Below are 14,104 nucleotides of genomic sequence, written 5' to 3'. Positions count from 1 at the left end.
CCCTCTCCCCCCGGGCCGGTCTCCGCCGGCCCGCCTCATCCTCGATTCAGGCCGGCTTGCCGCCGGGCTTCTCCTCGCCGCCCAGCAGCCGCGCCAGGGCGGAGCGGGACGGCGCGGCCTCTGGCTTCGGTGCCTGCAGCAGCGCCTCCACGGCGGCGGACCGTGCCACATGGCCCGAATGCACGAAGCGCTCGTGGTTCGCCTCGATCTGGTCGCGGTCGTAGAGGTAGTTGACCATCACCCCGAAGCTCTCGCGCATGCCGCGGGCGGAGGTATTGCCGAGCCAATTCACCCGCTCGAGCCGCGCGCCGTTGCCGAGGTGGAAGCGCGCCACCGGGTCGATGCCGGGCTTTCCCGCCGCCGGCCGGGTCAGGTAGGTGGCGGCCAAGCGCAGCAGCGGGCCGTGCAGCGCCTCCCGCTTCGCCTCCTCCTGCCACCATTCGCCCTCTGTCAGCGCGTGAAGGGCGGCCGGCTCATCTTCCGCCGCGGCGGTCGCGGTCAGCAGCGCGGCCTCCTCCGGGCGGAACAGACCCTCCTCCGGCGGCGATGCAATCTCCCGCTCCAGCCAGCGGCGGAAGCCGGGCACGGGCGAGAGCGTCGAGAAGGTAGTGAGCTGGGGCAGTTCCGCCTTCAGCTCCTCCACCACCTGCTTGATGAGGAAATTGCCGAAGGAGATGCCGCGCAGCCCCTCCTGGCAGTTGGAGATGGAGTAGAAGATTGCGGTATCCGCCCGCGCCGGGTCGGCCGGCGGTTCGTCCCGCGCCAGCAGCGGCTGCACCGCGGCGGCCAGGCCCTGGACCAGCGCCACCTCGACGAAGATCAGCGGCTCGCCCGGCAGGGCGGGGTGGAAGAAGGCGAAGCAGCGGCGGTCGGCATCGAGCCGGCGGCGTAGATCCTCCCAGCCCTGGATCTCATGCACCGCCTCGTAGCGGATCAGCTTCTCCAGCACAGCCGCCGGCGTCTGCCAGTCGATCCGGCGCAGTTCCAGGAAGCCGCGGTTGAACCAGGAGGCGAAGAGATGCCGCAGGTCGGAATCCAGCACCCGAAGCGCCGGCTCGCCCCTGATCAGCCCGGCCAGTTCTTTGCGCAGCCCGACCAGGGTGGTGGTGCCGCCGGGGGCCATGTTCATGCGTCGCAGCAGCTCTTGCCGGGGCGGCTCGGCGGCCTCGGCCAAGCGGGCCGCGGCCTCCGCCGTGGGCTCCGCCATCCAAGCCTCCGCCGCCCGGCGCAGCCGCTCCGGGTCGGGGCCGAAACCCTCGGCGAGGAAGCGGAGGAAGGCGACGCGGTCCTCCCCGACCAGTTGAGCGAGGCTCTCGTGCAGCTCCCGCGCCACCGCGGCACCGGAAGCCTCGCCGCGCTCGGAGAGCAGCGCCTCGGTCAGGTGCCGGGCCCGGTCGAGCGGCGGCAGCCGGCTCGACGGCACGTCGGCATAGGCCCGGCCACGATCGGCGATGCTGGACCAGACCCGCTCCAGCCAGGTGCGGCTGTCGGACAGGCTCAGGGCGACAGGCGGCATGCGATACCCCTCCTCTGGCAGGCGATGGCTTACGCCGTATGTCGTGCCAAAAGAAGTCGGGCAAGGAGCGCCATGCCGCCGCATCGAACCGCCCTGGAGGCCCGCTGGCTGGCGCTGACCCGGGAGGTGCTGCCCGGCATGGCCGCAGCCGAGGGCTGGCCCATCCGCCTCGACCACTGCTTCATGCGGGTCTGCCTCGATGCCGCCATCGGCCGGCCCTGGTCTGAGGCGGTGCGCCGCCCCGCCATCCGCCACCTGACCGAGCCGCAGCTGGCCGCGGCCGTCGCCATCGCCGAGCGCATCCAGGCCGAGCCCGCCCTGCTTCCCGGGCTGAACCGGCAATCGCTTCGCTATCGGGGAAAGCTGCGGTGACGGGGTGCCTTGCGGAAGCCCCACCCCATTGCCATGGTCCGGGCACAGCTTCGGAGGAACCCATGCTCGACCGGCCCATGCCGACCCCCGCCGCCCCCAGCCTCGACCCCTTCGCGCTGGCCAAGGCCCTCTCCGGCCACCACTTCATCGGCGGCGGTTACGTCCCCGGCCGCAACGGCCAGAGCTTCGCCGTGGTCAACCCGGCGACCGGCGAGGAGGTAGCCCGCGCCGCCGAGGGCGATGCCGCCGATGTCGACGCCGCCGTGCAGAACGCCGCGAAGGCCCAGAAGGAATGGGCGAAGATGCCGGCCCGCAAGCGCGGCGCCCTCGTCCACCAGTGTGCCGCGCTCATCAAGGAGCACCAGGAGGAGCTGGCCCGCCTCATCGCCCTCGAGACCGGCAAGGCGCTCCGCACCGAGAGCCGCGTCGAGGCCGGCGTCGTCGCCGACATCTTCGAATTCTTCGGCGGCTTGGGGAGCGAGCTGAAGGGCGAGAGCGTGCCCTTCGCGCCGAACGTCCTCAGCGTGACGGTGCGCGAGCCGCTCGGCGTGGTCGGCGCCATCATCCCCTGGAACGTGCCGATGCTGCTGATGGCGCTGAAGGTGGCGCCCGCCCTCGTCGCCGGCAACAGCGTCGTTGTGAAGAGCGCCGAGGAAGCCCCGCTCGCCGTGCTCCGCATCTGCGAGCTGATGAACCGCGTCCTCCCCGCCGGCGTCTTCAACATGCTCTCGGGCTTCGGCCCGGAGTGCGGCGCGCCGCTGGTCGAGCACCCCTTGGTCCGCAAGCTCACCTTCACCGGCAGCGTCGAGACCGGCAAAATCGTCGCCCGTGCGGCGGCCGAGAAGCTGATCCCCGTCACGCTCGAGCTCGGCGGCAAGTCGCCGATGATCGTCTTCGCCGACTGCGACTTCGACAAGACGGTCTCCGGCGCGCTCACCTCCATGCGCTTCACCCGCCAGGGCCAGAGCTGCACCGCGGCCAGCCGCATCTATGTCGAGCGCCCCATCTTCGATCGCTTCGTCCAGGCGATGAAGGACGCGGTGAACAAGATGGCCATGGGCGACCCGCTCGACGAGGCGACCGATATCGGCACCATCGTCTCTGAGGGTCAGCTCGAGAAGGTCCGCGGCTTCATCGAGGAAGGCAAGGCGACGCCGGGTGCGACGGCCCATGTCTGCTCCGCCATGCCGACCGACTCCGCGCTGAAGAAGGGGCTCTTCATCCAGCCCGTCATCTTCACGGGCCTCGGCCGCGACAGCCGCCTGGTGCGCGAGGAGATCTTCGGCCCGGTCACCGTCATCGCCCCCTTCGACGACCCGGAGTCGGTGCTGGAAGAGGCCAACGACAGCGAGTTCGGCCTCGCCGCCTCGCTCTGGACGAACAACCTGAAGGTTGGGCTCGACCTGGCGCACCGGCTGGAAGCCGGCCTCGTCCAGATCAACCAGAACCTCGTCGTCCAGGCCAACCTTTCCTATGGCGGCGTGAAGTCGAGCGGTCTCGGCAAGGAAGCCTCGCTCGAGGCGATGCTCGAGCACTTCACCCACAAGAAGACCATCATGGTGAACATGGGCTGATATCTCCCCACGACGCCGCTGCGCGGCGCCGCGGGGGCCCCGGAGGTTCGCTCCATCCCTCGAACCTCGCACCGCTTTCCGCGGCGAAGCCGCGGAAGGCAACCACGCTTGTCAGACGAACCACTGCCCCGTCGCGGCGAAATTCGCCTCGACCTGTGCCGCGACCGCATTCCAGTCCGTCACCTCGGCCCGGTCCGGATCGCCGAAGCCGATGCCCGAGACATACCACTCTCCGGTGCGCTCGAAGTTCCGCGCGGCCTCGGCGGCGATGGCATCCCAGTCGGCGCCTTCCCAGTTCCGCGCCTCGAATTCCTGGTTCACCGCGCCGCGGCCGATATCGGGGTTGTCGGTGAAGATGCCGTCGACGCCGATCTCGATCAGCGCCCGCGCCTCCTCCGTCAGCGTCTCGACCTTCCCGTCCGGCGTGAGGGAAAGGAAGCTTTCCTCCGCCCGCAGCGTATAGGGCGCCACCTCCAGCCCCGCCGCATGCGCATCCTCGACCAGCGAGGTGGTCTCGCCGGTGAGCTGCCGGGTGATCTCGGCCTCGCCGTCACCATCGCCATCCACCGGCGTCTCCAGCTCGGTGACCGGGCGGATGTAGTCCTTGTACGGACCGATCCCCTCTGCATAGACGCGCGCCATGGCCTGCAGCGCCTCGGCACTCAGCAGGTCCTCGTTGATCGCGCTCTCCATCGAGAGGTCGAGCCCGAGCACGTCATAGATCGACGCATCGGCACCGAGCGCCGCCTTGCCGGGGTCGAAGTTGAAGGCCAGGTCGTAGGAGCCGCCGAGCAGCTGCACCAGCGGCAGGTCGATGCCCGACGCCGGCATGATCTCCTTCTGCAGCTCGATCAGGTTGCCGAGCTCGAAGGACTGGATGGTGACGCGCTCCGGGTCGGTGAAGCCGGCCTTCACCAGCGCATCGACCAGCAGCTGGCTGGTGTCCTGCTGGATCGGCGTGCCGTCGAGATAGGTGCCCTCCTGGGCGAAGAAGGTCGGGTGCTTCGTTTCCGGGATGATGCCGATCTCGCGTCCCGTCCGGGCTTCCTCCTGTCGCACCAGCTCGATCACCTCGTCGAGGGTCGGGATGCGGTAGAGGTCGTCATACTCGGTGTTGTCCGGCCGCACCTCGGGGATGCGTTCGCGGGCATAGAGGGTCTTGATCTCGGCGAGGGTGAAGTCCTCGGCGAACCAGCCGGTGATCTCCTGTCCGTCGATCGTCTTCGTCGTCTCCCGGTCGGCGAATTCCGCGCGGTCGGCGACATCGGTGGTGCCGCCGAGCTCGTTCTCGTGGCGGGCGATCAGCACGCCGTCCCGGGTGACGACGAGGTCCGGCTCGATCACATCGGCGCCCAGCTCGATGGCCAGCCTGTAGGCTTCGAGCGTGTGCTCCGGCCGGTACCCGCTCGCCCCGCGATGCCCGATGACCTCCGGCGCCCCGCCGTCCAACGTATTGAACTCGCTCATTGATACCCCTTCCCAGGCTCGCCTGGCTGCGGCCGTGGCGCAGGAGGCTAGGGGCGAGGGGCAACAGCCGGATGACGCTCGGATGACAGCAGAGTTATATTGTATTCAATCCATATCATGTGGTCCCGAACCCGGCCGTAGGCACCACGTTGCCATAGGCACCCCTCCCTACCGGCAAGGCACCCCCTTATGACCACCCTGGGCTACAAGCTGATGGCCGAGGAGCACGCCCCGCGCGCCCTCGTCCGCAACCTCGTCGCGGCCGAGCAGGCCGGCTTCGAATTCTCCGCCATCTCCGACCATTTCTCCCCCTGGGTCGAGGAGCAGGGCCACGCCTCCTTCGCCTGGTCGGTGCTCGGTGCCATGGCCCAGGCCACCAGCCGCATCGGCCTGATGACCGCCGTCACCTGCCCGATCATGCGCTACCACCCGGCGATCATCGCCCAGGCCGCCGCCACCCTCGCCATCCTCAGCGAGGACCGTTTCACCCTCGGCCTCGGCGCCGGCGAGAGGCTGAACGAGCATGTCGTCGGCGAGGGCTGGCCCGGCGTCGGTGAGCGCCATGCCCGCATGGGCGAGGCGCTGGAGATCATCAACGGCCTCCTCACCGGCGAGCTCAGCAACTACCGCGGCCGCTACCTCCAGCTCGACCATGCGCGCCTCTTCGACCGGCCCGAGCGCAAGCCGCCGGTGATCTTCGCCGTCGGCGGCCCCGAGGCCGCCCGCCTCGCCGCCCACAAGGCCGATGGCATGATCGCCACCGAGCCGAAGCCGGAACTGGTGGAGGCCTACCGCGAGGCGGGCGGCAACGGCCCCTGCTATGCCGAGGTCTCGCTCTGCTTCGCCGCCAGCGAGAAGGAAGCAATGGAGACCGCCCACCGCTATTCCCGCTGGGCGCTGACCGGCTGGCCGGTGATGGCCGAGCTGCCGAGCGTCGAGGCCTTCGGCGCCGCCACCGCGCATGTGCAGCCGGAGATGATGGCCGCCCAGGTCCCCTGCGGCCCCGACCCGTCGCGCCACCTCGAGCGGCTGGAAACTTTCCGCAAGGCCGGCTTCGACCACCTGATCCTCAGCCAGATCGGCCCGGACCAGCAGGGCTTCCTCGACTTCTTCCGCGGCACCCTCGCGCCGGCTCTGCGCTAGACCGGCGTTGTGCCCGGGCCTGGCCCGGGCACCTCGCTACCCCAGCAAAGCCTGGGCGCAGGCATCGAGGATGCTGTCCGTGTCCAGCCCGTATTCCCGGTAGAGATCCGGGATGTCGCCGGCTTGGCCGAAATGGTCGACGCCGAGCGGCACCACCCGCTGCCCGCGCACCGCCCCGAGCCAGGCATGCGCCGCCGGATGCCCGTCCAGCACCGTCACCAGCGCCGCATCCGGTGCCAGCGGTGCCAGCAGCTGCTCCACCCAGCTCGGCGCTCCGAACCCGCCTCGCGCCTTCCGCCGCGACGCAAGCCACTCCGCATGCAGCCGGTCCGGACTGGTGATGGCGAGCAGCCCCGCCCCCGGCTCCTCCGTCCGCAGCTCCTCGAAGGCGGCGACGGCCTCCGGCGCCACCGGCCCCTGGTAGGCGATGGCGATCCGCGCGCCCGGCGCCGGCGGCACCACCCAATGCCCGCCCGCCACCACCGCCGCCGGGTCGAGTTTGCGCTGCGGCTGCTCCAGCCCCCGCGTCGAGAGCCGCAGCCACACCGCGCTGCCATCCGGCTTCTGCATATGCTCGAAGCCCCACCGCATCAGGATGCTCAGTTCATCCGCATGAGTCGGCTCGTAGCTGGCCAGCCGGTCCTGCGCGATGCCGATCAGCGGCGTGTTGATCGACTGGTGCTGCCCGCCCTCCGGCGCCAGCGTCAGCCCCGAGGGCGTGCTCACCAGCATGAAGCGCGCATCCTGGTAGCAGGCATAGATCAGCGCATCGAGGCCACGGTTGACGAAGGGATCATAGACCGTCCCCACCGGCAGCAGCCGCGCCCCGTATAGCGAGTGCGACAGCCCGAGCGCCCCGAGCAGCAGGAACAGGTTCTGCTCGGCGATGCCGAGCTCGATATGCTGCCCCTCCGGCGACATCCCCCAGCGCTGCGCCGAGGCCAGCTTCGCATCGCGGAACACGTCGTTCTTCAGGTGCCGGTCGAAGACCCCGCGCCGGTTCACCCAGGCCCCGAGATTGGTCGAGACGGTGACATCCGGGCTGGTGGTGACGATCCTGCTGGCGATCGGCGCCGCCGCCCCCTGCCCCCGCCCGAGCTCCGCCAGCACCTCGCCGAAGGCCGCCTGGGTCGAGAGCTTCCGCCCCGCCGGCACCCGCGGCAGCGGGAAGGCCTCCGGCACCGGCACGGTGGGCGAGTCGAGCCGCCGTCCCTCCTCCGCCAGGCGGCGCGCGAAGGGCACGCCTTCGATGAAGGCCCGCAGTTCCGCCTCCGGCACCTCCAGCCCGACGAAGGGCTCCCATTCCTGCCCGTCCGCGATCCCCATCCCGCGCTTGAAGCCGGCCATCTGCTCCTTGGTCATCAGCCCGGCATGGTTGTCCTTATGCCCGGCGAAGGGCAGGCCCATGCCCTTGATCGTATAGGCGATGAAGCAGGTCGGCTGGTCGCCCGCCGCGTCCTGGGCGCGGAAGGCCTCCAGCAGCGCCGCCACGTCATGCCCGCCGAGATTGGTCATCAGCGCGCCCAGCTCCTCGTCGGAGAGCGGGTCGATGATGGCGCGGATGCCCTCCTCGCGCCCCAGATCGGTCAGCAGCGCCGCCCGCCAGGCAGCGCCCCCCTGGAAGGTGAGCGCCGAATAGAGGCTGTTCGGGCAGTCGTCGATCCAGCGGCGCAGCGACTCGCCCCCCTCGCGGGCGAAGGCCGCCTCCAGCTTCCGGCCGTATTTGAGGGTGACGACATTCCACCCCATGTCGCGGAATAGGCCCTCGATCCGCCCGAAGAGCCGGTCCTGCACCACGGAATCGAGGCTCTGGCGGTTGTAGTCGATCACCCACCAGACATTGCGGACATCGTGCTTCCAGCCCTCGAGCAGGGCTTCGTAGATATTGCCCTCGTCCAGCTCCGCATCGCCGACGATGGCGATGTGCCGGCCCGCCGGCACTCCCGGCCGACTGAGCTTGTGCAGGTGTACGTAGTCCTGCACCAGGCTGCCGAAGCTGGTCAGCGCGACGCCGAGCCCGACCGAGCCGGTGGAGAAATCCACCTCCGCCCCGTCCTTGACCCGCGAGGGATAGGGCTGGATGCCGCCGAACTGCCGCAGCGTCTCCAGCTTCGCCCGGTCCTGCCGGCCGAGCAGGTAGTTGACGGCGTGGAAGACGGGCCCGGCATGCGGCTTCACCGCCAGCCGGTCCTCGGGCTTCAGAATCTCGAAATAGAGCGCTGTCATGATCGAGATGACGGAGGCGCAGGAGGCCTGATGCCCACCCACTTTCAGCCCGTCCCGGTTCGGGCGGACATGGTTGGCATGGTGGATCATCCAGGCCGAAAGCCAGAGCAGCTTGCGCTCCATGGCGTGCATCAGCCGCAGCCGCTCGCCTTCCGACTCGCGGTCGGCCCGCACCAGGTTGGTTGCGCCATTCGCCAGGACGTTCACCGGGGGTCCTCCCGCATTCTCGGACAGGCCGCATCTGGCCCTGCCTGCCCCCGCTCGGCAAGGGCGCAGCCATCGTTGCGGCATCGGCGCCGCTTGCGGTTGAGCCGGTCACTGGCTAATGCGCTGGATCGAACACGCCGCGAAAGGCCATAGCCGGCGCCATGCCGTTCAACAAAACCATGTTCGGCCGCCTGTCGCTGCTGCTGATGGCGATCGGCTTCGCCGCGCTGCTCACCACCAAGGTCGGCATGCTCTGGCTGGTCGAGGAGACCCGAAGCTTCGCCACCGGCGTCATCACCACCCAGGAAATCCGCACCGCCGCCGGCCGCGTCCTCTCCCTGGTCCAGGATGCCGAGACCAGCCAGCGCGGCTACCTGCTGACCGGCGAGGACGCCTATCTCGAACCCTACCGCCACGCCATGACCGAACTGCCGCGCGAGATGCCCGCGCTGGTCGGGCGCATAATCGCCGATGGGGGCGATCAGGCGGCTGCCCGCACCCTGCAGCGGCAGGTGGAGGCGAAACTCGCCGAACTGGCCGAGACCGTCGCCCTTGGCCAGGCCGGCGACCGGGAGGGCGCCCTGGCCTTGGTCCGCACCGACCGCGGCAGGGCGGAGATGGATGCCATCCGTCAGGTCGTCGCCGGCATCGAGGCCCGCAGCCTCGCCCGCGGCCGGGCCCGCAGCGAAGGACTGGTCAGCAATGGCCGCCTCCTGCTGCTCGGCTCGGCCGGCGCCCTCCTGCTGATGCTCGCCGTCACCATCGGCGCCGGCCTGCTCGCCCGCCGCTACACCCGGGCGCTGGAGGTCGCGCAGGCCGAAGTGGTCACCGCCAATGCCTCGCTCGAAGCGCGGGTCGCGGAACGCACAGCCGCCCTCGCCGCTGCCAATGACGAGGTGCAACGTTTCGCCTATATCGTATCGCATGACCTACGCGCGCCCCTGGTGAACGTCATGGGCTTCACCACCGAGCTGGAGGCAGCCGTCGAGCCGCTCGCGGCGCTGCTGGCCGCCGCCGAGCGGGAGGCGCCCGCCCTCGTCACGCCCGAGGCTCGCGCCGCGGTGTTGGAGGACATCCCCGAGGCGGTCGGGTTCATCCGCTCCTCCACCGCGCGGATGGACCGGCTGATCAACGCCATCCTCCGCCTCTCGCGCGAGGGGCGCCGGCTGCTGCACCCGGAGCCGATCGACTTCCAGGCGCTGCTCGGCGGGCTGGTGGCGACGCAGCGGCACCAGCTCGACGAGGCGGGCGCCAGCGTCAGCCTCGCCCCCGGCCTGCCACGAATCCACAGCGACCGGCTGGCGGTGGAGCAGATCTTCGGCAACCTCATCGACAATGCGGTGAAGTATCTCGACCCGGCCCGTCCCGGCCGCATCGCCATCCGCGGCCGCACCAGCGGCAGCCATGTCGTGGTCGAGGTCGAGGATAACGGGCGCGGGATCGACCCGCGCGACCATGGCCGGATCTTCGAGCTTTTCCGCCGCTCCGGCCGGCAGGACAGGCCAGGCGAAGGCATCGGCCTCGCCCATGTGCGGGCGCTGGCCCGCCGTCTCGGCGGCGATGTCGAATGCCGTTCGGTCCCCGGCCACGGCTCCACCTTCCGCGTGACCCTGGCGCTCACCGCGCCCGCCCAGCCGCAGACGCCGGGCGCAGCAGAGGACATCCCCACATGAACGCTGCCGCCCAGGCCGTCACCATCGTCATGGTCGAGGATGACGAGGGCCATGCCCGCCTGATCGAGAAGAACCTGAAGCGCGCCGGCGTCTTCAACGAGGTGCGCCATTTCCTCGACGGCACCTCGGCGCTCGACTTCCTGATCGGCCAGGGCCGGCCGGAGCACCGGCCGCTGCTGGTGCTGCTCGACCTCAACCTGCCGGACATGTCGGGCTTCGACATCCTGGCCAAGCTGAAGGCCGATCCGCAGCTCAGGCCGGCACCGGTGATCGTACTGACCACGACGGATGACGAGCGCGAGATTCGCAGATGTTACGAACTGGGATGCAGCGTCTATATCACCAAGCCGGTCAACTATGAGACCTTCGCCCAGGCGGTGCGCCAACTCGGCCTGTTCCTGGCGGTGATCCAGGTGCCCCCCACACCATAGGCCGCCCCATCCCTCCCATGGACCCGATGCCCCGCCGCATCCTCTACATCGACGACGAGCCTGGTTTGCGCCGCCTGGTGCAGCGCGACCTGGAGCGGCACGGATATGCGGTGGTCACGGCGGCCGATGGCCCCAAGGGCCTGGCACTCGCCGCGGCGGAGGCCTTCGACGCGATCTGCCTCGACCACTACATGCCAGGCCAGGACGGGCTCGACACCCTCACCCAGCTGCGCGGGCTGACCACGCAGCCGCCGATCATCTACGTCACCGGCTCCGACGAGGGCCGCATCGCCATCGCCGCGCTGCGCGCCGGGGCGGCGGACTACGTCATCAAGGAGGTTGGCGGCGACTTCCTGGCGCTGCTCCGCACGGCGATCGAGAGCGCCATCGAGCGCGAGGCGCTGCGCCGCGCGCACGACGCCGCCGAGGCCGCGGTGCGCGAGGCCCGCGACCGCGCCGAGGAACTCGCCAGCCAGCGCGCCATGCTGCTGCGCGAGGTGAACCACCGCGTCGCCAACAGCCTCCAGCTCATCGCCTCCCTCGCCCGGCTGCAGGAGGGCTCGGTGCAGGACCCGGCGGCGCGCGAGGCGCTGGCCGCCATGCGCAACCGCATCGCCGCCGTCGCCCAGGTGCATCGCCGCCTCTACACCTCGGACGACGTGCGCAGCGTGGCGTTGCACGACTACCTGGCCGGGCTGGTGGAGGAGATCGCCCGCTCCGTCGGCGGCCGCGCCATCGGCTTCGAGGCGGAGCCGATCGAGGTGCCGACCGACCGCGCCGTCTCGCTAGGCGTCATCCTCACCGAGCTCGTCACCAATGCGCTGAAATACGCCTATCCGGCCGGCGAGGACGGGCCGATCACCGTGCGGTTGGAGCGGCGGGACGACCATGGGCTGCTCGCAGTGCAGGACCGGGGCGTCGGTGCCACGGCCACGCCATCGGCCACCGGCACCGGCCTCGGCCGACGCATCGTCGAAAGCCTGTCGCACAGCGTCGGCGGGCTGGTGACGCAGACCGCGGGGCCGGGTGGCACCGCGGTCTCCATCCGTTTCTCCCTGGCCTAGGCGTTCCTCCGCCACCAGGCCGCAGGGTTCAGAACGAGATCGACAGCGACAGGGAGCCGAAGACGAATTCTTTCTTCTGCCCGACGAATTCCTTGCTGCGGAAGTTCTGCGTGTAGCTCAGCCGGACGTTGTGCCAGAAGATCGCCCCGCCCAGCTCCAAGTCGCCGACGAAAGGCCGATGGTCGACCGAGCGGCTGTCCCGGTAAGTGTTGCCTTCGAGGAAGATGTCCCGCGCCACCGCCCTTCCGCCGGCCCCGGCGAAGAGGTACCAGCCGAAGCCCTCGCCCACCGCGGCCGGCGTGTCGGCGATGGTCGGGCGGATGCGTGGCGCGCCGAAGTCGCGGTCCAGCCCCTGGCCGATGCGGACGCGCCCGCCGATGCCAGCATAGGTCTGCACCGTCCCGGCGGCGAGCGTCACGCTCGGCAGCGTGTCCACGCCGAGCCCGCCCGGCAGCGTGGCGACCGGGATGCGCCAGATGCGGTCGTAACTCAGGTTGAAGACCGGCTCGTCACGCAACTGGTAGCGCCAGCCCCGTGCCTCCCGGTCGCCGAGGACGGAATGCACCACATCCTGCGTCGGCCGCGCCAGCGAGCTCGGTCCCACCACGCCGACCTGCAGGCCGAATCGGTCGAGCGTCGTCTGCGTCCGCCGGTCGAGCGAGATCTCGCCATAGAGGTAGCCGGCATAGGGCCGGTCGCGCGGATCGGGATCGCGCAGGCGGGTGTCCGCCGGGGTGAACATGCTCTGGCCGAAGCCGAGGCCCCAGCGGCTGCGCGCCGGGCCGAACAGCTTGCCCAGCGCCTCGTCCAGCGCCGCCATCGGCCCCGGCAGATTGTCCTCGGCCGAGGCCCAGTTGAAGCGGAAGCCGTTGCTGTACCAGCGGTCCGTGTTGCGGGCGTAGCTGTCGTTCTCGGAAATGATGCTGACGGATCCGCGCCGGTCCGGCGCCGGAAGGTCCTGTGCCGCGGCCGTGCCGGCGAGCAAGGTAAGGGCAGGCAGGGCTGCGGCAAGCGATCGCTTCATTTGTCCCATCCCAGGAGAGACGCTAGATGTACCCCCTCGGACGCCGGGCGCAAAGGATGGGTGGCCGAGTGGTCTATGGCAGCGGTCTTGAAAACCGCCGTGGGTGCAAGCTCACCGTGGGTTCGAATCCCACCCCATCCGCCCGGCCTGACCGCGGCCTCTGAGGGCCAGGACCGCCCCGGGCCGCACCCCCTCCCCGACCGCCGCGATTCGCCTGCCCTTTTGATCCCGATCAATGCAGCGCCCGGCCCCGGGCCGCAGGATCGGCGCCACAGGACGCCGCCGGATGCGGGTCCCGCCACGGAGGGGAGCGGCGCGCCGCGCGGCCCGCTCCGGTCCCTGCGGATGCCGCCGGGCAAAGTCAGGAGAATTCCCCATGGCTAGCTTCATGAAAGCCGCCGTCGTCCACGAATTCGGCAAGCCGCTCGTCCTGGAGGCGGTGACCGTGCCGACCCCCGGCCCGGGCCAGATCCTCGTGAAGATCGCCGCGACCGGCGTCTGCCACACCGACCTGCATGCGGCGGAAGGCGACTGGCCGGTGAAGCCCAAGCCGCCCTTCATCCCTGGCCATGAGGGCGTCGGCCATGTCGCCGCGGTCGGCACGGGCGTCCGGCATGTCAGGGAGGGCGACCGCGTCGGCGTGCCGTGGCTCTACACCGCCTGCGGCCACTGCCGGCATTGCCTCGGTGGCTGGGAGACGCTTTGCAAGGATCAGCAGAATACCGGCTATTCGGTGAACGGCAGCTTCGCCGAATACGTGGTTGCCGATCCGGACTATGTCGGCCACCTGCCCGGCAACGTCTCCTTCATCGACATCGCGCCCATCCTCTGCGCCGGCGTCACCGTCTACAAGGGCTTGAAGGTGGCCGACATCAGACCCGGCGACTGGGTGGTGATCTCAGGGATCGGCGGGCTCGGCCATCTGGCGGTGCAGTATGCCAGGGCGATGGGCTTCAACGTCATCGCCGTGGACATCGACGATGCCAAGCTCGACCTCGCCCGCCAGCTCGGCGCGGCGCTGGCGGTCAATGCCATGCAGGAGGACCCGGCCGCCTTTGTGAAGCGCGCGGTCGGCGGCGCGCAGGGCGTGCTCGTCACCGCGGTCTCGCGGAAGGCCTTCGAGCAGGCGATGGGCATGGTCGGCCGCGGCGGCACGGTCTCCTTGACCGGCCTCCCGCCCGGCGACTTCCCGCTCTCGATCTTCGACACCGTGCTCAACGGCGTGACCGTCCGCGGCTCGATCGTCGGCACCCGCCTCGACCTGCAGGAGGCGCTCGACTTCGCCGCCGAGGGCAAGGTCAAGGCAACGGTCTCCACCGACCGGCTCGAGGCCATCAACGACATCTTCGCCCGCATGCACAAGGGCGACATCCAGGGCCGCGTCGTCATCGACTTCGCGCAATAGGA

General features: G+C 70.2%; 11 protein-coding genes and 1 tRNA gene. 8 read left to right on the top strand and 4 right to left on the bottom strand.

Annotation, left to right across the window (positions count from 1 at the left end):
- Positions 1–46: 46 nt before the first annotated feature.
- Complete coding sequence (locus JMJ56_RS06275; RefSeq protein ID WP_202830698.1) at positions 47–1,516, bottom strand: malonyl-CoA decarboxylase; 1,470 nt, start codon at positions 1,514–1,516, stop codon at positions 47–49.
- Between the two features lie 72 nt (positions 1,517–1,588).
- Between JMJ56_RS06275 and JMJ56_RS06270 the strand changes: the two genes are divergently transcribed.
- A complete protein-coding gene (locus tag JMJ56_RS06270; protein ID WP_202830697.1) occupies positions 1,589–1,888 on the top strand; it encodes a hypothetical protein in 300 nt (99 codons plus the stop codon).
- A 62-nt stretch (positions 1,889–1,950) separates the two neighbouring features.
- Positions 1,951–3,462, top strand: coding sequence for an aldehyde dehydrogenase family protein (locus tag JMJ56_RS06265; protein WP_202830696.1), 1,512 nt, complete (start codon positions 1,951–1,953; stop codon positions 3,460–3,462).
- Between the two features lie 111 nt (positions 3,463–3,573).
- Here the strand turns inward: JMJ56_RS06265 and JMJ56_RS06260 are convergent, their stop codons facing one another.
- A complete protein-coding gene (locus JMJ56_RS06260; RefSeq protein WP_202830695.1) occupies positions 3,574–4,929 on the bottom strand; it encodes a glycerophosphodiester phosphodiesterase family protein in 1,356 nt (451 codons plus the stop codon).
- A 189-nt stretch (positions 4,930–5,118) separates the two neighbouring features.
- Here JMJ56_RS06260 and JMJ56_RS06255 point away from each other — a divergent pair, with 189 nt between their 5' ends.
- Complete coding sequence (locus JMJ56_RS06255; RefSeq protein ID WP_202830694.1) at positions 5,119–6,072, top strand: TIGR03557 family F420-dependent LLM class oxidoreductase; 954 nt, start codon at positions 5,119–5,121, stop codon at positions 6,070–6,072.
- 36 nt (positions 6,073–6,108) lie between these two features.
- On the opposite strand, the gene JMJ56_RS06250 is transcribed toward JMJ56_RS06255, so the two are convergent.
- Complete coding sequence (locus JMJ56_RS06250) at positions 6,109–8,505, bottom strand: 1-deoxy-D-xylulose-5-phosphate synthase N-terminal domain-containing protein (protein ID WP_456318777.1); 2,397 nt, start codon at positions 8,503–8,505, stop codon at positions 6,109–6,111.
- A gap of 161 nt (positions 8,506–8,666) precedes the next feature.
- Between JMJ56_RS06250 and JMJ56_RS06245 the strand changes: the two genes are divergently transcribed.
- The 3 genes from JMJ56_RS06245 to JMJ56_RS06235 are packed head-to-tail and all read left to right on the top strand — an operon-like array spanning position 8,667 to position 11,673.
- Complete coding sequence (locus tag JMJ56_RS06245) at positions 8,667–10,178, top strand: sensor histidine kinase (RefSeq protein ID WP_202830692.1); 1,512 nt, start codon at positions 8,667–8,669, stop codon at positions 10,176–10,178.
- A complete protein-coding gene (locus tag JMJ56_RS06240; protein WP_202830691.1) occupies positions 10,175–10,609 on the top strand; it encodes a response regulator in 435 nt (144 codons plus the stop codon). Before JMJ56_RS06245 ends, JMJ56_RS06240 begins: the two co-directional genes overlap by 4 nt.
- A 26-nt stretch (positions 10,610–10,635) precedes the next feature.
- The gene (locus JMJ56_RS06235; RefSeq protein WP_202830690.1) at positions 10,636–11,673 is read left to right on the top strand and encodes a sensor histidine kinase; all 1,038 of its coding nucleotides are present in this window, start codon (positions 10,636–10,638) and stop codon (positions 11,671–11,673) included.
- 28 nt (positions 11,674–11,701) lie between these two features.
- Here JMJ56_RS06235 and JMJ56_RS06230 read toward each other — a convergent pair whose 3' ends face one another.
- Entirely contained in the window at positions 11,702–12,697 is a 996-nt protein-coding gene (locus JMJ56_RS06230) for a lipid A deacylase LpxR family protein (RefSeq protein ID WP_202830689.1), read from the bottom strand.
- 54 nt (positions 12,698–12,751) lie between these two features.
- Here JMJ56_RS06230 and JMJ56_RS06225 point away from each other — a divergent pair.
- A tRNA-Ser gene (locus tag JMJ56_RS06225) sits at positions 12,752–12,838 on the top strand.
- A 235-nt stretch (positions 12,839–13,073) separates the two neighbouring features.
- Positions 13,074–14,102, top strand: a complete 1,029-nt coding sequence (gene adhP / locus JMJ56_RS06220; RefSeq protein ID WP_202830688.1) for an alcohol dehydrogenase AdhP — start codon at positions 13,074–13,076, stop codon at positions 14,100–14,102.
- The last annotated feature ends 2 nt before the right edge of the window (positions 14,103–14,104 follow it).

It is taken from the genome of Belnapia arida (assembly GCF_016773205.1).
In the GTDB taxonomy this organism is placed as follows: domain Bacteria; phylum Pseudomonadota; class Alphaproteobacteria; order Acetobacterales; family Acetobacteraceae; genus Belnapia; species Belnapia arida.
This window is presented reverse-complemented; position numbering and strand designations above follow the sequence as displayed.

Excerpts from the sequence above, each read along its gene's own strand:
- JMJ56_RS06230 (WP_202830689.1), bottom strand. The coding sequence starts at position 12,697 with ATGAAGCGATCGCTTGCCGCAGCCCTGCCTGCCCTTACCTTGCTCGCC.
- JMJ56_RS06235 (WP_202830690.1), top strand. The coding sequence starts at position 10,636 with ATGCCCCGCCGCATCCTCTACATCGACGACGAGCCTGGTTTGCGCCGC.
- JMJ56_RS06245 (WP_202830692.1), top strand. The coding sequence starts at position 8,667 with ATGCCGTTCAACAAAACCATGTTCGGCCGCCTGTCGCTGCTGCTGATG.
- adhP (WP_202830688.1), top strand. The coding sequence starts at position 13,074 with ATGGCTAGCTTCATGAAAGCCGCCGTCGTCCACGAATTCGGCAAGCCG.
- JMJ56_RS06270 (WP_202830697.1), top strand. The coding sequence starts at position 1,589 with ATGCCGCCGCATCGAACCGCCCTGGAGGCCCGCTGGCTGGCGCTGACC.
- JMJ56_RS06265 (WP_202830696.1), top strand. The coding sequence starts at position 1,951 with ATGCTCGACCGGCCCATGCCGACCCCCGCCGCCCCCAGCCTCGACCCC.
- JMJ56_RS06240 (WP_202830691.1), top strand. The coding sequence starts at position 10,175 with ATGAACGCTGCCGCCCAGGCCGTCACCATCGTCATGGTCGAGGATGAC.
- JMJ56_RS06260 (WP_202830695.1), bottom strand. The coding sequence starts at position 4,929 with ATGAGCGAGTTCAATACGTTGGACGGCGGGGCGCCGGAGGTCATCGGG.
- JMJ56_RS06255 (WP_202830694.1), top strand. The coding sequence starts at position 5,119 with ATGACCACCCTGGGCTACAAGCTGATGGCCGAGGAGCACGCCCCGCGC.
- JMJ56_RS06275 (WP_202830698.1), bottom strand. The coding sequence starts at position 1,516 with ATGCCGCCTGTCGCCCTGAGCCTGTCCGACAGCCGCACCTGGCTGGAG.